The sequence below is a fragment of the Vibrio sp. 1F169 genome (assembly GCF_041439605.1).
GTDB classification, from domain to species: Bacteria; Pseudomonadota; Gammaproteobacteria; order Enterobacterales; family Vibrionaceae; genus Vibrio; species Vibrio tasmaniensis_A.
This window is the reverse complement of the sequence record NZ_JBGOOI010000040.1, coordinates 1-23,390: the sequence shown is the minus strand read 5'-3', so window position 1 is coordinate 23,390 and position 23,390 is coordinate 1. Positions and strand designations below refer to the sequence as shown.

At 45.1% G+C, this 23,390-nt stretch carries 8 protein-coding genes and 3 pseudogenes; 6 read left to right on the top strand and 5 right to left on the bottom strand.

What is annotated here, in order from left to right; all coding sequences use genetic code 11:
* Window positions 1-67 precede the first annotated feature (67 nt).
* The 5 genes from ACED53_RS15105 to ACED53_RS15085 all read right to left on the bottom strand — a co-directional run bounded on the left by ACED53_RS15105 (window position 68) and on the right by ACED53_RS15085 (window position 7,659).
* Window positions 68-658, bottom strand: coding sequence for a cupredoxin family protein (locus tag ACED53_RS15105; protein ID WP_017101371.1), 591 nt, complete (start codon window positions 656-658; stop codon window positions 68-70).
* 103 nt (window positions 659-761) lie between these two features.
* Window positions 762-3,905: an efflux RND transporter permease subunit gene (locus tag ACED53_RS15100; RefSeq protein WP_017101372.1), complete on the bottom strand. Its 3,144-nt coding sequence runs from the start codon at window positions 3,903-3,905 to the stop codon at window positions 762-764.
* On the bottom strand, window positions 3,902-5,641 hold the full coding sequence (locus ACED53_RS15095) for an efflux RND transporter periplasmic adaptor subunit (RefSeq protein ID WP_017101373.1): 1,740 nt from the start codon (window positions 5,639-5,641) through the stop codon (window positions 3,902-3,904). The genes ACED53_RS15100 and ACED53_RS15095 overlap by 4 nt, the downstream gene beginning before the upstream one ends.
* 11 nt (window positions 5,642-5,652) lie before the next feature.
* Window positions 5,653-7,095, bottom strand: a complete 1,443-nt coding sequence (locus tag ACED53_RS15090) for a TolC family protein (protein WP_029225536.1) — start codon at window positions 7,093-7,095, stop codon at window positions 5,653-5,655.
* Window positions 7,096-7,194: 99 nt separating this feature from the next.
* Window positions 7,195-7,659, bottom strand: a complete 465-nt coding sequence (locus ACED53_RS15085; protein ID WP_017059270.1) for a hypothetical protein — start codon at window positions 7,657-7,659, stop codon at window positions 7,195-7,197.
* A 233-nt stretch (window positions 7,660-7,892) separates the two neighbouring features.
* Between ACED53_RS15085 and ACED53_RS15080 the strand changes: the two genes are divergently transcribed.
* From ACED53_RS15080 to ACED53_RS15055, 6 genes and pseudogenes are all read left to right on the top strand, one after another.
* Complete coding sequence (locus tag ACED53_RS15080; RefSeq protein ID WP_157939739.1) at window positions 7,893-18,758, top strand: VCBS domain-containing protein; 10,866 nt, start codon at window positions 7,893-7,895, stop codon at window positions 18,756-18,758.
* Between the two features lie 260 nt (window positions 18,759-19,018).
* Window positions 19,019-19,604 (top strand): annotated as a pseudogene (locus ACED53_RS15075) (IS6 family transposase).
* Between the two features lie 230 nt (window positions 19,605-19,834).
* Window positions 19,835-20,683, top strand: coding sequence for a carotenoid biosynthesis protein (locus ACED53_RS15070; protein ID WP_017104230.1), 849 nt, complete (start codon window positions 19,835-19,837; stop codon window positions 20,681-20,683).
* Window positions 20,684-20,841: 158 nt separating this feature from the next.
* On the top strand, window positions 20,842-22,242 hold the full coding sequence (locus ACED53_RS15065; protein ID WP_017100289.1) for a cytochrome P450: 1,401 nt from the start codon (window positions 20,842-20,844) through the stop codon (window positions 22,240-22,242).
* 261 nt (window positions 22,243-22,503) lie between these two features.
* Window positions 22,504-23,047, top strand: a pseudogene (locus ACED53_RS15060) (IS6 family transposase).
* Between the two features lie 78 nt (window positions 23,048-23,125).
* A pseudogene (locus ACED53_RS15055) lies at window positions 23,126-23,390 on the top strand (transposase); the annotation flags it as partial.

Below are 23,390 nucleotides of genomic sequence, written 5' to 3'. Positions count from 1 at the left end.
ACTTATCTTTTAGCTTTCTGTTTTTAGTACTTTCCCAGCAGCTATTTCTAGCTCTATTAGATAATGCCTAAAGCGTTATCGACTTCGCCATACCCGCTTCAGCGTGACCAGGAATATTGCACGCGAACTCTACGTTATTATCACCATGGAAATGCCACAACAATTGCTTCGCTTTGCCCGGCTTAACTGTCACTGTGCTACCCGAGTCATGAGCGTGATTACCCATGTTTTTCATCATTTCACGGAGCTCTAATTGCTCTGAAGCAGAACCAATCGAGAATTCGTGATCAATCTTGCCCGTGTTCATCACAACGAACTGCACCACGTCGTTCGGCTCAATATCAACCTTGTTCTTAAATGTGATTTTCATATCGTCACTTAACAGAACATGAACCACTTTATCCGGCTTTGCGCCTGTCGCAGGCATACCCACTTCAGACATGCCTTCCATATTCATCATTCCATCCATATTCATCATCTTCGAATGGTCCATCTTTCCATCCTTCATCATGCTGTGATCCATTTTTGAATGATTCATCTCTCCACTCTTCATCATCGAGTGATCCATATTTGAGTGGTCCATATTCGAATGGTCCATTTCAGTAAAAGCCGTTGCAGTAGTTAACATCAGTGCAATCGCAATAAGTGTCTTTTTCATGATCGTTCCTTAGCTTAATTCTGTTTTTTTGTTAGTTTCACATGTTCATGTGGTGCGCCCTTACTCACTCTTTTTTGGCAAGTAAGGGCTAATAATCAATAAGTTATTTGTTTGTCTCGTTTTGGTTATGCGTAATCTCACGCTGTTTCCAGAGCTTAAAGATTGCAGGCAACACCAGTAGGGTAAGCAACAGTGCAGACGCCATTCCGCCTATCATCGGCGCGGCAATTCGCTGCATCACTTCAGAGCCCGTACCCTCGCCATACATAATTGGAATGAGGCCAATAATCACCGTAAGTACTGTCATCATCACTGGGCGAACACGCAGTCCTGCACCCTCACGAATCGCATCCGTTAAGTCTTCACTCTGAAGTGCTTGCTGGTTCTGCTCCGCATCCAATTTTTTGTAGTGCCATGCTTGATTTAGGTAGACCAACATAATGACGCCTATCTCAACAGCTACCCCGGCAAGGGCGATAAAGCCCACACCCACCGCAATCGAGAAGTTGTAATTGAGGACATGCATCAGCCATAGGCCACCAACCATCGCGAGTGGCAATGTCAGCATAATCATCATCACCTCACCGACACGGCGGAAGCTGAGGTAGAGCAATAACATGATGATGGCGATGGTAATTGGCACAACGACACTTAAACGTTCTTTGGCGCGCTCCATGTATTCGTATTGACCAGACCATGCCAGTGAATATCCGGCAGGCAAGACGATTTGATCTGTAACGATTTTTTGCGCCTCTGCCACATAAGAACCAAGGTCGCGACCTTCGATGTCAACGAACACCCAACCATTAGGACGCGCGTTCTCCGTCTTAATCATTGGCGGTCCATCTTCATAGCGAATGTCTGCAACATCAGACAAAGCAATTCGCGCTCCGTTTGGTGTCACTAACGGCAGGTTCTGCAACTTAACGACAGAATCACGATAGCTTTGCGGATAACGGACATTGATTGGGTAACGCTCTAGCCCCTCAACGGTTTCGCCCACGTTCATGCCACCAACCGCAGTCGAAATAACATGTTGCACTTCTTTAATGCTCAAGCCATATCGCGCAGCAGAACGACGTTTGATGTCTATCGTCACATAACGACCACCCGCAACACGCTCAGCGTAGACAGAAGCAGTACCACTCACGCTATTGAGGATGGGTTCAAGTTGAGAGCCAATATCCTCAATCACGCTCAGATCTGGGCCTGCGATTTTGATACCAATTGGCGTTTTAATACCCGTCGCCAACATGTCGATACGTGTTTTGATTGGCATGACCCAAGCGTTGGTCAAACCGGGGAATTGAATCAGATCATCAAACTCTTTACGCAGAGACTCCGTAGTGACACCGTCACGCCACTGTTCTCGCGGTTTAAGCTGAATAACCGTTTCAATCATGGTCAGTGGCGCAGGATCGGTTGCCGTCTCTGCTCGACCAATTTTGCCCCACGTGGTTTCGACTTCTGGAATGGTTTTGATGAGCTTGTTGGTTTGTTGCAACAACTCACGAGCCTTACCTATTGAGATGCCCGGATACGTGGTTGGCATGTACATCAAATCCCCTTCGTCCAAAGGAGGGATGAACTCGCTGCCAAGCTTACTGGTTGGGTAATAAGCAGACGCCATTAAGCCAAGTGCAATAACAATCATCACCTTTGGATATTTTAGGCTGAGGTTCAGAAGCGGTTTGTACATCGCCACTAGGCTGCGGTTTACTGGGTTTTTGTGTTCAGGTAGCACGTTACCGCGAATGAAGTAACCCATTAGCACAGGCACCAGCGTGATAGCCAAACCCGCCGCTGCCGCCATCGCATACGTCTTGGTAAACGCAAGTGGCGAGAACATCTTGCCCTCTTGCCCTTCTAGCGCGAACACAGGCACAAAACTCAAGGTAATGATAATCAGGGAGAAGAACAGTGGTGCGCCGACTTCTTCTGCTGCCTTACCAATCACCTGCCAACGGTTTTTGTCAGTGAGCGGAGTCCGTTCAATGTGTTTATGAACGTTCTCGATCATCACGATGGCACCATCCACCATGGCGCCAATCGCAATCGCGATCCCGCCAAGAGACATGATATTGGCGTTAATACCCTGCCAATGCATCACAATGAATGCACCTAAAATACCAACAGGCAGACTTAGTGCGATAACCAGTGATGAGCGGATATGGAACAAGAACAGCGCACACACGACGGCGACCACGATGAACTCTTCAGCCAGCTTCTTCCAAAGGTTTTCAACGGCTGAATCAATCAAAGTAGAGCGGTCATAAGTCGCGACAATCTCGACACCATCAGGCAAGCCAGCTTGCAGTTCAGCGAGCTTGGATTTCACCGAGTCGATCACTTCACTGGCATTTTCACCAAAGCGCATCACGATAACGCCGCCAACCGCTTCACCCTCACCGTTGAGCTCCGAGATACCACGACGCATTTGCGGGCCAAGATTAATGTCAGCAATGTCACCTAATAGCAACGGAGTACCTTTGTCGGTCACTTTTAGCGGCAGAGATTGAATGTCTTCAATGCTTGTGAGGTAACCGGTTGTACGAACCATATGCTCGGCTTCGGCAATCTCAACAACAGACGCCCCTGTTTCTTGATTACCATCTTGGATTGCCTTGTTGACTTGCTGAAGCGTTAGGTCATAAGCACGTAACTTGGCAGGATCAATCTGTACTTGGTACTGCTTCACCATGCCGCCAACGGTCGCCACTTCAGACACGCCTTCTACGGTTTGCAACTCATACTTCAAGAACCAATCTTGCAAACTACGAAGTTCCGCTAAGTCGTGCTGACCAGTTTTATCTTGCAACACGTAGCTGTAAACCCAGCCCACACCGGTTGCATCTGGCCCTAGTGTTGGCTTAGCACTCGAAGGTAAGTTAGGTGCAACTTGGCTTAGGTACTCCAACACTCGTGAACGTGCCCAGTACATATCAGTATCGTCATTGAAGATGATATAGACATAGGAATCACCAAAGAACGAGTAACCACGAACCGTTTCAGCACCCGGTACGGCTAACATGGCGGTGGTCAATGGATAAGTCACCTGATCCTCAACCACTTGTGGCGCTTGCCCCGGATAACTGGTTTTGATAATTACCTGAACATCAGACAGATCAGGAATAGCATCGACCGGTGTATTCTTTACGCTGTATAAGCCGCCAAATACGATGGCTACAGTGGCAACCAGCACTAAAAAGCGGTTGCTAATAGACCAGCGAATGATTGCATTGATCATAGTTCGCCCTCACCCGTGCTATTCGTCGGTTCGAGAGATTTGAGTACATAATCAGAACCCTGCTTCGCCACTAGAAACCGAATGGTTTGACCCTCGGCAAACTCAGATAAATCAAGCTCATCACTGGCTTGGAAATTCATTTCACCCGCTTTCCAATTCCACTCAGGGACAGGCTGATGTTTTGCGGTGATCATGCCAAAATCTGCCATCAACATGGTGATGTCACCCGTTACCCAAACTTCGCCAGCGATTTTGTGTTTGTTGACCTTGTAATCCACAACCTCGTACTGCCCTGACTCTGTCTTTCTCATCTCAAAGTCAATTGCCTTACCACGTTGCACGTCACTCATGTCTAAGCCTTCCGCAAAGGTGAAGTTCATCACCATGCCCGGCCAATCCCATTCAGGAACTGGCTGATGGTTAATCGTCACCATACGGCTGCCTTGCATAACATCGGAAATTTCACCGTTTGCCCATACGGTTTCGGCTTCTTCTTCAAAACCATTGATTCGTGACAGATCAGCAGATTGGCTCGATTCAGAATCCAACATGAAGTGCGCAGAAGTGACAATGTTCTCACCTTGCTCTAGCCCTTGAAGCACCTCTATTTTTTCGCCAGCTTCACGACCAACCTCAATACGAGCAGAGCGATACTTGCCAGAACCTTCTGACATCACCACTCGAGTCATACCACCGGAGTGAATAACCGAAGATCTTGGGATAGTAAGAACCGCTTCATCACTAATGGGTTTCAGCGCAATATTGGCAAACATATTTGGCTTAAGCTCGCCATTTGGATTGGAGAACTTCAAACGAACGCGTAAGGTTCGAGTTTTTGGGTCAAGGATTGGGTACACGTAATCGACATTACCCAACCACTCTTTGCCAGGAATGGCATCTAGCGTCATCACCGCATTGCTGCCTGACGAGATCCAGTGCGCTTGACGCTCAAACACCTCAGCATCAACCCATACTTCGCCTAATGGACCAGCACTGATCACCGCTTGTGCAGGTGAAAGATAACCACCTTCTCGGATATTCAGGCTTGCGATGACACCATCGGCTGGCGCTTTGACTTCAATGGTTTGTGAGGCTTTGCCTTTACGCGTAATAGCGCGGATTTGAGTCTTATCAACACCCAAGGTAATTAAGCGTTCAGTCGAGCCCTTGATCAAACCTTGACGACCCGTTTTATAAGCACTGATCAACTCTTCTTGTGCTTTAACAAGCTCTGGAGAATAGAGTGTGAAAAGCACATCACCTTTGTTTACCTTCTCACCCACAGCGTTGATAGAGAGTTTTTCCACCCAACCAGAAACACGCACGTTGGTTTGCCATAGCGCACTTTCATCAAATGCCACGTAGCCAACCGTTTCAATGCGCGGTGATAGCGCTTCGAACTTAACTTTCGCTGTTTTGACACCCAGATTATTTTCTACCGACGAATCAATGAACACGGTACCGGGCTCATCTTTAACACCACTTGAGTCATCCGCGTAAACAGGGATTAAATCCATCCCCATAGGTGACTGACCCGGCTTGTCTCGCTGATAATTTGGGTCCATCGGCGCAACCCAATACAGAGGTTCATCCTTGGTTTGTTTACTTACTTCGGCGCCTGTACTCGTTGCCATTGCTGACATGTTATGTGCTGACCCAACGACAAAGTGATTCACACTAAAACCCAATGCACCACCGACCAATAAAGCGATTGTTGCTACTTTTACTGTACTCATTGTCTATTCCCTTATTGATTGGCTATGTGTTTAGTTGCGCTTGAGTTGAGTTGTGGTTGGTTTACTTGGTATTCAAAGCCACTGACTAACGCCGCCAGTTTGCTGTTAACGATGTTGAGATCGGTGATCAAACGTTGTTGCTCTAACTTAAGCACCAACTCATCGGTCGTTGCTAAAATGACATCGTTAAACTGAGCGGTATTGTTTTGATAGCCCCTCTCAACCGCACTGATTCGTGCTGCGGTTTGAGGAAGCAAAGACGTTTGATAGCGCTCTAATCGCTGGATCAGATTTGATCTGTCCACCAGCAATGCGTTCACTTGTGCGTTCATTTGGGAAAGTAAGGTGTCTTTTTGAGATTTAGCCGCACCAACTTGATACTGAGCAGCCGATAAGTTTTTATCTTGTCGGTTCCCTGTAAACAGCGGGATGTCGACTGTCAGATAAGCACTCACCAGATCAGAAGCAGGTTCACCCGCCATGTTGTTGGCTTGACGGTGTGCATACATCACTTCGACCCCAAACTGTGGCGTATAAGCTTGCTCTGCTAACTCAACCTGAGTTTGATTGGAGGAAATACTGACATCGGAGATCTTAACCAAAGGATGGTCAGTCAGTAGCTGGTAGTGCTTGGATGAATCGATATTGGTCGCTAATTTGCTTTCCAACAACGACCAATCGATTTGGTTAGTTGCATTCAGTGTGCCCTGAGAATCAAGAACCTGAGAGCCTAGCCAATCAGAACCCAACCATTCAGAAAGCTGAGAGATTAGACGACGCTGAACCTGCTGGTTTGCCTGAAGTTTCTCATCAAGCTTGCTCACTTGGAGCTGAGCATTAAGCAGATCTTGCGCTTCACTTTTACCAATCGAGTAATTGGTTTGTACATAGTTTTCAAGCTCAACCAACAAACGACGATTTTGACGTATCACCGACTCAGCCTTTTGCTGATAACCTAACTCAAGCCAAAGCTGCGTCATGCTATTCGCAACCGTCAATTCTCTTGCTTGCACCTGCAAAGCTAAAGCATCTGCCTGTTGGCCTGCCTTTTTCTGTTGAAGGTTAAGCGTATCGCCACGCTCAAACTGCTGCATCAGCCCTACCGATATATTGGTCATCGGGTCTTCGTCAAATTGAAAGCTATCGACAGGCAAACCGCCAAATCCAACTTTCAATTTTGGGTCCATTAAGGTCGAGCTGGCAATGCCCGTTTCTCGCATCGCTTGAGACTGAGCAAAGTACTGTTTGCGATTTCCATCTTCGCTTAAAGCAATCTCAATCAGTGTATTGAGTTGCTGCGTCGAGCTTGCTTGATCATGTGCTGAAATGTATTGAGCATTTGAAGCTGACGCCGTGGTAGCCGCGAGCGTAGCAATTGAAAACAAGGCTATGGGCAAGGCAGCAGCAACCACTAAGCTCGTGTTCATGACAAACACAGAGGTTGTTGGTTTCATATTCACAGTGAATGTCCATATCTAGCGCTAATTAGCGCATAAAAAAGAATGGCTTATCAGGTTTATCTAACTGATAGAGCTGTATTTTTAGATATAGATTTATGCGGAAGGTGGGCGTAGCAAAGATTGAGCGCGTGCGACTTTCTGGCCAATCGTGACCGATTGAAAACGAGCTAATGAAAAGGAAAGTTGATCAACGGCTTGAACAGCCTGGATTGGATAGGGACTTGCAGAACACATTGAGGCACAGCAATCGGCACTCGAACAATGGTTACCCATCATCGGACTGCCGTCTTCGCTCATTGAAGACATATCGAATTGAGCCATCAAAGCATGGGCACTCATGTTAGAGTCTTCAGCGTGTACTTCTTCACTCATCACATGACACCCTGCCATTGAATCATTAACCGAAGTATCGCTGTGGTAACAAGCCGACTTGCTCGACCCCATTTCCATCATCATTACTTCAGTCATCAAGGCTGAGGAGCTTGAGGCATAGCTAGACATCAACATCGCAATGATGCTGAAAACAATAATCCAAGTTTTTCGGAATGTGTTTGTCATAGTTTACCTTTGAATTTACAACGCAACTATAAACGTTCCCCTTAGGGTAAGGTCAATGCCATTGTGCCGATATTTACCTGACCGTTGAAAAAGTATTCATCCTCTCTTTCATCAAAATGAGATAATTCTTCGACTTTGCAGTTTTTTCTTTAAAAATTATCCAATTAGCTAGCGAAACCTCTATCTGTGTATTTTACTTAAGACAGTGCAACCACGATTCACGGATGATAAAAATGGCTAACAAAAAAAACGTCGAAGCAAACAAGAAAAATACAGAAATCAAAAATAAGAAAAGTAACAAGCTAGAACAAAAGAAACCAACACAAAAAAAGAAGCGCAGACTGCATTCACATCTAAAAGTGAATATCCCACTTTTTCAGTCACTCATGATGATTTTGCCATCATTGGCTAAACACGCTGCTGCAGAAAGTATAGACAATTCCAGCGACGCAGCAGATCAAGTAACCGCAAATAACGTGACCGAAAAAGATGTCACCGGTGACCATAACAAGGCGGACTCATCAGCGGTTGCTCTCCAAGAAGCTCAGACGAGCGACAGCGACGTAAACTCCACCTTAAGTGCAAGTCATGCCGCCCATGGTTCGAGCTCTCACTTGGTTCCTTCTCATCATTTATCGACGCTTTCTCACCCGCAAGTCCATTACATTCCTTCGGTATCGATGCCGACTATCTCCTCAGGAAGTAACGGTCAGCCGATTCATTCGAATGCGCCTACGACGCCCGCTTTACCCGTCACCTTTATGCCAGAAGTCATAAAAGGTACGTACGGAGAGCTTCATGTTGATGCAAATGGTCAATACACATTCGTATTGAATCCAAATTCTCCTCAATACATCCTGTTAAATCAGCACCAACCAGGTACTGACCATTTTGCGTTACACCTATCTAATGGCTCGAGCATCATTGTTCAGATACCGGTAACAGGTAAGCAAGACACGCCAAGTATTTCTGGAGACTTAACAGGTGTCGTAACAGAAGATCACAATATTGATTCACAAGGCTTGTTACATGCGAACGGCAAAATCGATGTCATAGACCCTGACCAAAATGAAAGTTCGGTTACACCGGAAGTTATCTCAGGTAAATATGGTTCATTAACTATCGATGCTGATGGACATTGGCAGTATCAAGTTGATAACTCGCTCTCTAATGTTCAAGCTTTAACCGCAGCCACTTCACTGCATGAAAGTTTCACAATTCACACCAAAGATGGCACACCGCAAACCATCGATATGACGATTGGCGGGAACGACGACAATGCAGTAATTACGGGTGTGGATGCTGGCACGTTAACTGAAGATTTAACGACACAAGTTCAAGGGCAGCTTTCGGTCACGGACTCTGATCTTGGAGAGGACCACTTTCAAGCCTCACAAGTGACTAGTAATTTCGGTACGCTAAGCATCACCAAAGACGGTGCGTGGACATACAGTTTAGACAACAATAACCCAGTAGTTCAAAGACTTGGCCAAGGCTCAACTGCGACAGACATCGTCACTGTTCACTCAGCTGATGGTACAGCGCATCAAGTTATGGTTACGATCAATGGCACCAACGACCATGCAGTAATCACGAGTAGTACAGCAAATTCACCAAGTTCGTTTTTCGCTATCGGGACAAGTAATGGCTCAAGCCAAGTTACTGAAGATAAAGACCTAACGGTTTCAGGCCAACTCAACATCACCGATATCGACTCAAAAGAGGCGCATTTTTCTAATTCCGACCTCAAGGGGACACTGGGTACTTTACACCTTAAAGACAATGGCGATTGGACCTACGATCTAGATAATAAAAATCCACAAGTTCAGGCTCTTGGTCAAGGCTCTGCGACAACAGACATCATAACCATCCACTCCGCCGACGGCACTCCTCATCAAATTGCAATTACCGTTAACGGCACCAATGATAAAGCCGTGATAAGTGGAACCAGTGCCGGCGCGGTAACCGAAGAGTCCCAACTTCAGACCTCGGGCATACTGACTGTTACGGATGTGGATACCGGTGAAGCGCACTTCGCTACTTCATCCACAGGAAGTACCGATATTGCAGGCTCGTTTGGTACGCTTCATCTGACCGATACTGGTTCTTGGACGTACGATCTTGATAACACTAACCCGACCGTTCAAGCATTAGGTAAGGGCTCGACAGCTACTGATACCATCACCGTTCATTCTGCTGATGGCACGCCGCATCAAGTGACTATCACAGTAAATGGCACTAATGACGCAGCTACTGTCAGCAGTGCGACCGTTGCCATCTATGAAACCGACAAAGCGGTAACCACCTCAGGCACACTAACCAGTACTGACGTGGATAACCCAGATAACACTTTCACACCCGATTCGCTTACTGGCACCAACGGCGACCTGACTATTGATGCTAATGGGCATTGGACATTCACCGCCAACAGCGCGTTTAACCAATTGAATGTCGGCGATAAGGTCGAAGAGACCTTCACTGTATCGTCTATTGATGGCACACCGTCGACGATCAAAATTACTATTAATGGTACCAATGACAAAGCCGTGATAAGCGGAACAAGTGCTGGCGCGGTCACCGAAGAATCTCAACTTCAAACCTCTGGCTCACTGACTGTGACTGATGTTGATGCCGGTCAAGCACACTTCTCCAATACCGATATTGCTGGGACTTTAGGCACCTTACACCTCACTAATTCGGGGACATGGACTTACGACTTAGATAACACCAACCCAACCGTTCAAGCGTTAGGTAAAGGAACAACCGCTACCGATACCATTACTGTTCATTCTGCTGACGGCACACCACATCAAATTACTATTACGGTTAATGGCACTAACGACAAGGCCATCATTGGCGGTACAAACTCTGGTGCAGTGACTGAAGAATCTCAACTTCAGACGTCAGGTACACTGACTGTCACTGACGTAGATACTGGTGAAGCACACTTCTCCAACACTGATATTGCAGGCACATTAGGCACTTTACATTTAACTGATACCGGCACTTGGACTTACGATTTAGATAATACGAATCCACAAGTTCAAGCCTTAGGTAAAGGCGCGACAGCGACTGATACTATTACTGTCAACTCAGCAGATGGTACGCCGCATCAAATTACTATTACGGTTAATGGCACTAACGACAAGGCCATCTTTGGCGGTACAAACTCTGGTGCAGTGACTGAAGAATCTCAACTTCAAACCTCTGGTACGTTGACTGTCACTGACGTAGATACCGGCGAAGCACACTTCTCCAACACAGATATCGTAGGCAACATGGGGACGCTGCACCTGACAGATTCTGGTTCTTGGACGTACGCTCTTGACAATACAAACCCTAACGTTCAAGCGCTAGGCAAAGGAGCAACCGCTACCGATACCATCACTGTTCATTCTGCTGATGGCACGCCACATCAAGTGACTATCACAGTAAATGGCACCAATGATACGGCTGTAATTGGCGGTGCAAGTGCTGGCGCAGTAACAGAAGAGACACAACTACAAACTACTGGCACATTAACCATTACTGATACCGATAGCGGTGAAGCACACTTTGCTAATACTGATATCCAAGGCTCCTTAGGTACATTACATCTAACAGATAATGGCGCTTGGACCTACGACTTAGATAACACTAACCCAGCAGTTCAAGCGTTAGGTAATGGCGCAACCGCTACTGATACCATTACCGTTCATTCAGCCGATGGCACACCTCATCAAGTCACCATTACGGTGAACGGCACTAATGATAATGCTGTGGTCGGTGGAGTAGATACTGCAAGTGTCACTGAGAAAGCGGCTGGAGATAATATGTCACCAGATCATGCTCAACCAGGTATGGCGACACTTCGAGTTAGTACTCTGAACGCTAATGGACATTTATCTGTGGTTGATCCTGACTCTGGTCAGTCTGGCTTTGCTGATAATGTGGGGTATAACTATCACGGTACATATGGTGACTTAATTTTAAATCCCAATGGAGATTGGAATTACTTTGCCGATGCTGGAAGTCTCAGTCACATTGGTGGAAGGCCCACGACCAGAGGCTCCGCTATCGATAAGTTAGGTGAGGGTGAAACACTCACAGACACTATCACCGTTCACACAAAAGATGGAACACCACATAATATAGTCATCACTATCAATGGTAGTAACGACAGGCCTTATTGCTCTTCAGAAGTACAACTCAACGCAGGTACTGAAGATACGAGACAAACCATTACAGCTGCACAACTGTTACAAAATTCAATAGATGTCGATAAAAATGACTCTGGACTGCTTACAGTAGCAAACCTTCATCCAGATCACGGCTCGATTTTAGATAACCAAAATGGTACATACACTTTCACACCAGAAAAAGACTATAACGGTAAAGTTCATTTCACCTATGATGTCAAAGATGCACATGGCGGTGTCACTCATACTGGAGCTACCAGCAGTTTAAGTGCAGTTGCTGATAAAGCGGTTATAAGCGGTAGTGATACCGGAACGATTATTGAAGATCATAATGTGGGTCACAGTTCATTACAGCCTGTCGTTGCATCGGGTTTGCTGAGTGTGACAGATCCTGATGCAGGGCAAGACCATTTTCAGGTCAATCTGTTATTAGGAGAACAGGCGATTCACGATCCCTTTGGTGGTTTTTTACGCATTACACCAAGTGGCGCTTGGGGATATGAAGTCGCCAATAGTCGCTTGCAATCATTAGCTGAAGGTGAGGTAGAAAAAGTTGTATATCGTGTTTATTCTGCAGACCACACTGCTCACGATATAACAATAACGGTGACAGGCACCAATGATCAACCGACCATAACTGCGACGACACTTGCACATGGCACTGAAGATACACATTACCAAATGCAATCTAGTCAGTTTGGATTCAGTGATATCGACACAGGCGATACGCTACATTCCATAGCAATCACAGATCTACCACCAGCAACACAAGGTAAGTTTGTGCTTGATGGACACGATGTTACAGCGGGGCAACACATCCCTACAGCTGACATCAGTAAGCTTCAGTTCGTTCCTGCGCAAGATTTTAATGGCGATGTTCAGTTTAAATATACTGTTAACGATGGGCATGTTGACTCACAAGAGGCTACCAACACATTTCATATTGATGCGGTGGGAGATAAAGCCGTTATATCAGGTGTGGATACTGGCGATGTTTATGAAAACAGAAACCCTGATATGTCGCCAGACTTTGCCCAATCAGGTATGGCGCATTTAACTAATAGTATGATTCATGTTGAGGGGCAACTAACAATCATCGATCCAGATACCGGCGAGAATAGTTTTGATTCTAAAGGTATTGGTTATACCTATCATGGAAATTATGGCCATTTGATTCTTAATACAGATGGTAAATGGTTTTATGGTGTTGCGACCGGCACTGCTGATGTAAATGGTGGATTAACAACAAATGTAGGATCGACGATTGATCAACTTGGTGCAAATGAGACTCTCACTGATACGATAACGATACAAAGTAAAGACGGTACCACTCATGATATTGTTATCACCATTCATGGCGACAACGACCGTCCATACTGCTCTTCAGAAGTGCAGCTCAACAGCGGTAAAGAAGACCTCGCGCAAACCATCACGGCCACCGAACTCTTAGCAAACACTATAGACGTGGATGCCAATGACGCAGGTAAGCTTTCCATTGAGAATCTGTTAGTCGATCACGGCTCTGTAGTCGATAACAAAGACGGCACCTACACTTTTACTCCAACCAAAGACTATAACGGCCAAGTTCATTTTAGCTATGATGTGACAGATGCGCATGGCGGAACGACTCATACAGGGGCGTCTACCACACTCACCGCTACCCCAGACGGCGCCATCATTTCAGAAGTAACAACTGACCACGTCACTGAAGATGGTTCACACAGCAGCCACAATGCAGGGGTTACAACTGAGCTCGCGAATGGAAGACTACAAGTTGTGGATCCAGATAGCGGGGAGAATAAATTCCAATACAGCCAGTTTGGTGAATCAGCAGTTCACGATCCGTTTGGTGGCATGTTACGTATTGATAGCATGGGCAATTGGGGGTACAGCGTTAATAATGCCAATTTGCAACACCTTGCTCAAGGGCAAACTGAAACCGTTATCTACCGTGTTCATAGTTATGATGGAACGGCATACGAGTTGCACATAGACGTTGTAGGCACCAATGATGCGCCAACCGTTACCCAAGTTGCGTTAAGTAACGGCACTGAAGACACGCATTATCAAATGCAAGCGAGTCAGTTTGGATTTACGGATGTTGATAGTGGCGATACGCTACATTCAGTTGCAATCACAGATCTACCACCAGCAACACAAGGTAAATTTGTGCTTGATGGACACGATGTTACAGCGGGGCAACACATCCCTACAGCTGACATCAGTAAACTTCAGTTCGTTCCTGCGCAAGATTTTAATGGCGATGTTCAGTTTAAATATACTGTTAACGATGGGCATGATGACTCACAAGAGGCTACTAACACTCTTCATATTGATGCAGTTGGTGACACAGCAGTAATCACTGGAACGACAACGGGCGATGTCGATGAAGGGCATGGTACCTATCATGATCGGTCACCAAACTACGCACAGCTTGGGATGGCTAAATTAACCAATGACCCTTTATATACTGATGGCAAGTTAGAGATTATTGACCCAGACACTGGCGAAGCACAATTTGATACAAAAGGCATAGGCTACTCCTACCATGGCACTTATGGTCAATTAATACTAAATGCCGATGGTAATTGGCATTATAAGGTTACCGTTGGTAGTAACCAACAAAACATAGCCACAAAGATCGATCAATTAGGCGATGGGCAAGAATTAACAGATACGATTACCATTTATTCTAAAGATGGTACTGCGCAAGACATAGTCATTACCATTCATGGTGATAATGATAGACCTTATATCAGTTCTGAAGTAACACTTTCCACAGGCACAGAAGATACAGCTCTTACTTTCACCAAAGCTGATTTATTAGCCAATACTGTCGACGTGGATGCCAATGACGCAGGTAAGCTTTCCATTGAGAATCTGTTAGTCGATCACGGCTCTGTAGTCGATAACAAAGACGGCACCTACACTTTTACTCCAACCAAAGACTATAACGGCCAAGTTCATTTTAGCTATGACGTCACAGATGCGCATGGCGGAACGACTCATACAGGAGCAATCACAACCCTTGCAGCAGTTAATGATGCCGCCACATTTGCCGGTGACTCCAGCAGCATAAAAGAAGATACAAACATTCACCACAACGCGCATATCACGGGGTCAGCAACTATTCCAGATGCCCTTTCTTGCCATGGGCACCTGATTGTATCTGACGCTGATGGTCATGGCGAAGCTGCATTAGATCTTAAGGGGCAACCGAAAATATCTCTGGATGGAACCTATGGTCATTTCGACATCACTAGTACTGGGACATGGGTTTATAAAGCAGACAACAAGAGTACGCAGATTCAAGACTTAGACAATGGACAAACACTCACAGATAGCATTGAAGTCACATCAAAAGACGGTACCAAGCATTCAATAACCGTCACGATTAATGGGACCACCGATGATCCTGTTCTACACAGCCTCAGTGATTCTGGTGTTCAACATAGTGGTCCAGTTGAAGGGAATCTACTTACTGGCTCTGGGACGGATCAAGGATTGAGTGGTGCAGCAACAGACACCGATTCCAACGCACATCTGGTGTTGCAAGATATTCAAATAAAAGACCCGGTGTCAGGTTATGTCGCGGTAAGGCCGGGGCAACCACATACTATGGCCGGTATCGGTACACTCGCGATCGAAGCGAATGGTCATTATACCTTCACCCCGGAAGCTGGCTTTACAGGTAAAGTGCCAAGTATGGTTTATCGCGTCGGCGATGATGGCGGTAACCCAATAGGAGACTCTTCTCAAAACTCTCTCTCTATTGAAGTCACCCCTCCTCTACAACATGCGCCAACGGTGACAGGGCAAACCGTTTCTACAAATGAAGACATCACCAGAACCATTACGACCAGTGAATTTGGTTACAGTGATCAAGATGGCGATGCGTTACAGTTCGTGACTATTAGCAGCTTACCGAGTCATGGATTATTACTTTTAAACGGTAACGCCGTAACCGCCAACCAGCAAATCAGCAAGGCTGACTTAGACGCAGGCCATTTAACTTTCACGCCGAGCAATAATGAAAACGGCGCCAACTATGCGCAATTTACATTTACTGCGAATGATGGCCATAAAAATTCGGCAAGCGCAACGATGGTAGTGGATGTCAATGCAGTCAATGATGCACCTATCGTTGGATCGAGTTTTATTAGTTCTTTAGAAGATAAGCCTCATGCGTTCACCACCGCAGACTTTAAATATTCTGATATTGATGGAGATGCGTTAAACCACATCACGATTACCAATGTCGCTCATGGCGTGTTATCGCTGAATGGCGCCACAGTGAATGTTGGTGATGACGTCAGCGCCTCCGACGTTTCATCACTCATCTTCACCCCAACTCACAACTATTTTAGTTCTGGTGTCAGCGGGCTGGGTGCGGTGCAATTTACCGCAAACGATGGCCAAGCTGATTCAAAAGAAGGGTCAATATTCATTAACATTGCTAATGCCGCCGACCCAGCAACATTCGGAGGCGATTCCACAGGGGTAGCTCAAGAAGACATGACACTTCAAGCGTCAGGTACGTTGACATCTAGCGATCCAGATGGAACTACAGGCTTTATTGCCGTTCAAGGTGGTGCTGGGATAGTAGGAAGTAAAGGTTATGGGCATGCACACATTGATAGTAATGGTCACTGGACTTACGACCTTTACAACAAACACCCAATCGTTCAACAGCTTGGCGAAGGTCAGACAGACACTGAAACCATCACGGTTCAATCTGCAGATGGCACGCACCATGATATCGTGGTTACCATTACCGGAACCAATGACGCACCGATTCTCGGCGTTAACCAAACATCATCAACAGCAGGTACATTAACAGAGACTGATGTAGATGTTACTGACTCTCATACCTTCTCTATTGTCAGTTCAACAGGGCAATTCGGTTCACTGTCCGTCGATCCAAATACTGGTGACTACGTCTACACACCAAATACGTCTATCACAGGAATGAGTTATAACTCTGCCACCAACTCCTATCATGGTGTCGATGTATTCGAAGTAAAAGTCAGTGACGGCCATACGGAAGATTCGAAATTCATCACCTTTGATGCCTCGGGACATGTCACCATGTCACCAACGGGTAGCTTAGTCACCTCGACGACTGTTCTGCACCAACCTGTGGTAACTACGACGCAACCAACCTTGCCTTCAGGCACTAACGTCGCGCCAACGAACACCGTTACTCTGGATCTCGCGTCAACAAGTGATTCAGGTTCGTCTAACACTGACAATCTGACTAATGATGCCACTCCAACAATTACCGGACACACCGATATTCCATATTCTCAAGTGACGATATACGATGGTTCAAAACCTATTGGACATGCGGTATCTAATGCTTCAGGTCAATATAGCGTAGTGGTCGATAGCTTAACCGATGGCAATCATAATCTATCCGCTAAGGCATTAACTCCTTCATCTGGGCTATCAACAATATCTTCGCTTCTTTCCGTCCATATAGATACACAAGTACACGTCGGTATTCAAACAGACCCAATTACCGCCGACAATGTGATTAATGCTCAAGAATCCAACAGCTCCATTGACATCACCGGATCCGTTTCTGGCGATTATAATGCAGGCGACATTGTGACTTTAGATGTAAATGGGACACAGCATACTGGCGTGGTCGATGCAAAAGGACACTATTCAATTGCCGTACCTGGAAGTGAACTCATTGCCGATGCTGACCAAAAAATAGAGGCATCAGTAGCGGTAACAGATAGCGCAGGTAATAGCGCTCATGCCACTGCAGATGTTACTTACCAAGTCGATACACAGGTTAGCGTTCCTACGATTACCTTTGAAAACGCAGGGGCAGACAACTTATACAGCAAAGCTGAAATCGCCCGAGGACAAGCAAACACGATCACTGCAACCGTTACGCCTCCTGGTGATGCCAAAATCGGTGAGCATCTTGTCGTTAACGGTCAGGATCATGTATTAGATGCTCATACTCTACAGCACGGAATACAAATTGAAGTTCATCCGGGTTCTAATGTACAAGCAACAATGACTGACGAACACGGTAATACCGCAGGTAGCCAAGGTTTTGCTGCAAGCGCTATTCCTGAACCAATTATTGTCAGACCGCCATCGGGAAGCCACCAAGTGTCTGGCACACTTGGGGTGCCACCACTATTACCATCGTTAACTCCGGTACCAACAGCACAAAGCGGTTGGCGAATCCATTTACCTAATGGACAATATGTCACCAGCCACCATGGGCAATATGGAACATTAACCATTGACCCTCAAACCGGCCACTTACATTACCAAGAGCAAGCTCAGGTTCATACGGGCCCACATGGCAGCGCTTCAGGTATCGGTCAACACGAAGATAAATTTGAAGTAGCATTACAAGGGTCAAATCAAGATGAAGTGGTCGCCCATGTGAACATCCAGATACTCAGTCATGGGCCAGGAAATAGTGGAAAGCTGACAGTTGGAACTGAAGTGATTGATATGACGATCACACCTTTAGTCCATACATCGCACCCTGCTCCACCGCCACCGCCTCCTGTTCAACATGACGAGCCAGACATGGCTTCGCAAGCCGACTTTACGGTCACACTAAGCGATGATAGCAATCTAGATTTAACCCAGCAGACCCATCAAGAACCCGATCAGAAAAGCAGTCACCATGGTGCAGCCGCTTATCTGGATGCATTGGGCATTAAACCCGATGCGACATCGACAACGGTTCACGATCAACCTGCGGATATGGATATCGTACTTGCACAAGTCGACCAACCAGATGCAGCAACACATGACCAAGCGCACTTGGATATGTCAGACGCGCTGGAACACCATGATGCAAACATCAACCATAACCAAGATGATGAGCACCACCACCACAACGATATCGATGGGTTACCGGACATTGATCCAAATAGTTAACGCATAAAATGCCAATCACTAAAACCAAAAAAGGAACACTATTTAGTGTTCCTTTTTATTTCTATTCTCTTTTAAATTTCAGTTATAACCTATAATCTCAAAGCTAACTTAATGTAACGAAAAATCATGGAGTTATGCTTACTTCCAGTACCCGAATGGCGATATAGTGGCGGCAAATTTTAATCACAAGAAACAGGGGTTGTGTCGCAAACAAGGGGGTAGGTTATGATCACCCCTCAACATTCTTCAGCTTTAACATTATGACTATTAAGTTTACTGGCCGTCACTTTCCTTCTGAGATCAGACTACAGTCCGTTCGTTACTATGTTTCCTACAAGCTGAGCTACCGTGAAATTAAAGAGGTGTTAGCTGAGCACGGCATCAGTGTTGACCACTCAACATTGAACCGTTGGATCATTAAATACGCTCCCCTGCTTGAGCACCAGGCACGTAAATAAAGAAGCCAGTCGCGTCTGCGTGGCGAATGGACGAGACATACATTAACGTCAAATGTCAGTGGAAATATTACTATCGAGTCGTTGAGAAGCACGGTCATTTCATTGATTTTTTACTCTGAAAACGCCGTGATGAGAAAACGGCTCGCGCCTTCTTTGCCAAGGCAATCTGCTATAAGGGTTTACTAGGAAAAGTGGTTAGCGATAAGAGTGGTGCCAACGCGTTAGCGTTACATAATGTCAATGTTTAACTCTGGCTGATGGGAAATCAGATGAGGGAGCTAGTTCCACCCTGGCAGGCGTGGAACTGTGGTCGATAATTAAAAGTGAACAGCTCGATAATCCTGAAGGCTTATCTGCTTGGGAGCAATTTTACGCCCTAGCAGCCTAATTGCATCTGAAGATCTGTACACTTGTACTTCGTCATAACTTTGCGACACAACCGTATTAATGGTACAGATCACATTACATCAAAGCCACTGATTAGACCAGGCAACAAACTTTTCATGATATTCTGCCCCGCTTTATTATTATCGTCTATTTGATATCAATTGATTAGCACTATTATTCATCTTGCCTAATCGTTATCATGACTTTTAGTTTCAAAAATAAGAGTAGTATATGAAGCCTAGAGCACCTTTATTCTTGCTTGCAATCACCATTATTTATATTGTTTATTCATTTCTTCGAGGTTATACCGACTTACATATATCGAGCGTATTTACTCCACTAATTTTGTTCCCGTTTGCAATATTACACGGTAGTGTCTATTGCGGTATAAAGAAAATGTCATGTTTCTTTCTATTAGTCTTCGTTGTCAGTGTTTTCTACGAAAGCGTTAGTATTTCAAGTGGATTTCCTTTCGGTCACTATTATTATTCTGACCGACTAGGAATTAAAATATTTGACGTCCCATTAGCAATCATGCCGACCTACTTCAGTTTGGGTTATGTCTCTTGGTTTATATCAACCATCCTTCTTAATCAGTTTGATAAACCGATACAAACGAAAAGTAAAGCAATCATCATCTCTCTTACTGCCTCATTTGTAATGGTTTCATGGGATGTCGTTATGGATCCTGTGAATTCGCTCATCAAATCGCTGTGGGTCTGGACCGATCGTGGTGTGTATTTTGGCGTTCCGTTAAGTAATTTCTTTGGGTGGTTTTTATGCGTATTTACCTTTTATTTGCCTTTCTCATTATGGTGCTACAACGATAAAGTACATTTGAAGCAAATCCCGCCCCATGGTTACTTATACCTGCCCTCAATCATTTACGTTACCATAATGTCAAAATACATCCTTTGCTTCTTGTTCAAAGACAACCTTGATGTCGCCACTTTGCATGGCGAAATTTTTAGCTCAAAAGACATTTATGGAAGTGTGATGCTTATTGGTATCTTTACTATGCTGCCAATCGGTATCCAATCTATCTATAAGATCTACCGACACCGCAGTCACTCGCTCTGAGCGACAAGAGTTCTTTAGTTCACACAATACGGTACTCACATTGTTTACACGCGCTAGCGTTGTATCACAACCAAAGTTTCGTATTACGATAACAAGCATGCTAAGCCGCTCTCAGCACCTCCTATTCATAGCATTCAGATCAAGTTAAGGTAATACAAATGCAGAAAATTGAACAGCTTCCAATGCCTCCTAAATCGGGGATTTTGGGGCATGTGAGTTATTTGAAGAAACCCAATGTTCATCAACAGATGCTGTCTTGGGTGAATGAATATGGTGCTTATTTTCGTTTGAAACTGGGAATGAAGGATGTAATGGTTCTCTCTGAACCCTCTCAGATTAAGGCGATTTTAAAATCGAGGCCAGATGACTTTCGCCGTTTGAAAAGCATTGAAAGTGTGTTTGAAGAAGCAGGGCTTAACGGTATTTTTTCTGCAGAAGGTGATCGTTGGAAACATCAGAGAAAGTTGACTGAGCCTATGTTCCAGCCTAGCCACCTTAAACATTTTTACCCTAAGTTAAGTGTGATTACCGAACGTTTAAGAAAGCACTTTGAAAAGTTATCAGAATCAGGAACTGTCGTTGATTTAGTTAGCGAATTCAAAAAATACACAGTAGATGTCACATCATTGTTGGCTTTTGGTGAAGACTTTAATTCGATTGAGCAATCAGACACTCCTCTTGGAGAAAGTTTACGACATGTCTTTCCTGTGATTAGCCAGCGCTCTAAGTCTCCTATTCCTTTATGGCGATTTTTCAAAACCAAGAAAGATACTCAGTTCGATGCAAGTTTAGAAGAGATCGGTCATTTTGTGTCGACTTGTATTGATAAGCAGCGCACGCGTTTGGCTGAGTGTCCTGAACTTAGAGAGTCGCCAGAAAATATGCTTCAAATAATGCTGCTGGAACAAGAATTGGATACATCACTGACTGATCGAGATATTCTAGCGAACGCCATTACTCTGTTATTAGCAGGGGAAGATACCACAGCAAACACTCTTGCTTGGATGGCGTTTCTTGTGAGTGGAAACCAAGGTAGCGAGCAAGCTTTACAAAGTGAACTGGCTGATCTGGGAGAAGCTTCTGTATTAGAGTGGCCGATCCCTCGGGTTCCCTACATGACAGCAATTATGTATGAAGCGATGCGCCTTAAACCTGTGGCTCCTCAGCTTTACCTAGAGTCGACAAAAGATACTTATCTTGGTGATTTTGACATAAAAAAAGGCACGCCTGTTTTCGTAATACTGCATGCTAACGGTTTTGATCCCGATTTGTTTGAAGATCCAATGTCGTTCGATCCTAATCGTTGGATAAATAAAAAAGGGGCGTCATTTTCGAACCTTCAACCATTTGGCGGGGGGGCAAGGCTTTGTCCGGGTCGTTCACTCGCTATTATGGAAATAAAATTGGCGTTTCATTCTTTATTTAATGAATTTACGTTAGAGCCTCAGCAAGCTCCTGAAGATGTGTTCGAACAGTTCGCGTTCACCATGTCGCCTGTTGGATTTAAAGTCAAAATTAAAAAAGTTGCTGATGCTGACAAGAGGAATATCAAACTTTAACTGGGCAAGAAGGACAGCATATGGATGACCTAAAGCTGGAATTAAAGTGTACCTTTATCCAAAGTAAGTGGCTTGGTGAAGAAGATAGACGGAATTTGAGACATCGTGCTTTTAAATATCTTCAATTAGAAGAAGACTTTTGTTCTTTAATCGATAATTATCCCGCAAACGATCTTATTATGGAACTCAAATCTCTTCTTCTCAAGTGAGGTTGGCATTGCCTTCTCCTAGGGGGTTTGTCGCGAACAAGGGTGGTAGGTTCTGATCATACTGCAGTCCGTTCGTTACTATATTTCCTACAAACTGAGCTACCATGAAATTGAAGAGCTGTTAGCTAAGCGCGGCCTCAGTGTTGACCACTCAACATTGAACCGTTGGGTCATTAAATACGCTCCCCTGCTTGAGCACCAGGCACGTAAATAAAGAAGCCAGTCGCTTCTTCGTGGTGAATGGACGAGACGTACATTAACGTCAAAGGTCAGTGGAAATATTACTCTCGAGTCGTTAGAAGCACGGTCATTTCATTGATTTTTCACTCTGCAAACGCCGTGATGAGAAAGCGGCTCGCGCCTTCTTTACCAAGGCAATCTGCTATAATGGTTTACCAGGAAAAGTGGTTAGCGATAAGAGTGGTGCCAACGCGTTAGCGTTGCATAATGTCAATGTTCAACTCTGGCTGATGGGAAAAATACTCAACTTGATTGAAGTGTGTCAAATTAAATATCTGAACAATATAGTTGAGCAAAGTCATCGAAAAGTGAAAGGTAAAATAAATCAGTGCCTGGGGTGGAGCTGTGGTCGATAAGGCTTTGTTGCGTAATTCAATGTAGCTAAATCAAGAACCTACGATCTGATCAGCTACCTCCACCCTCCTCGTAGCTCTATGCCCAAGCCTCGTTATAAAACAACCAATCACTCATTAACCGTGGCTCTCTGACCTTTTGGATTGATGAAGAAGCAATAAGCGGGTGGGCGCAAAGTAAACAGAATAAGCGCGGGAGGCCGCGTCGGTTCAGTGATTTAGCTATCACGACAGCACTCATGGTGAAACGAGTTTTTTCTAGGCCATTGAGAGCGCTTCAAGGATTTATCGACTCGATATTTAGGTTAGCCCATGTACCGTTAAGTTGTCCGCATTACACCTGCAT

Coding starts and splice junctions, on each gene's coding strand:
- ACED53_RS15095 (WP_017101373.1), bottom strand. CDS start 5,641: ATGAGTACAGTAAAAGTAGCAACAATCGCTTTATTGGTCGGTGGTGCA.
- ACED53_RS15080 (WP_157939739.1), top strand. CDS start 7,893: ATGGCTAACAAAAAAAACGTCGAAGCAAACAAGAAAAATACAGAAATC.
- ACED53_RS15100 (WP_017101372.1), bottom strand. CDS start 3,905: ATGATCAATGCAATCATTCGCTGGTCTATTAGCAACCGCTTTTTAGTG.
- ACED53_RS15065 (WP_017100289.1), top strand. CDS start 20,842: ATGCAGAAAATTGAACAGCTTCCAATGCCTCCTAAATCGGGGATTTTG.
- ACED53_RS15090 (WP_029225536.1), bottom strand. CDS start 7,095: ATGAAACCAACAACCTCTGTGTTTGTCATGAACACGAGCTTAGTGGTT.
- ACED53_RS15085 (WP_017059270.1), bottom strand. CDS start 7,659: ATGACAAACACATTCCGAAAAACTTGGATTATTGTTTTCAGCATCATT.
- ACED53_RS15105 (WP_017101371.1), bottom strand. CDS start 658: ATGAAAAAGACACTTATTGCGATTGCACTGATGTTAACTACTGCAACG.
- ACED53_RS15070 (WP_017104230.1), top strand. CDS start 19,835: ATGAAGCCTAGAGCACCTTTATTCTTGCTTGCAATCACCATTATTTAT.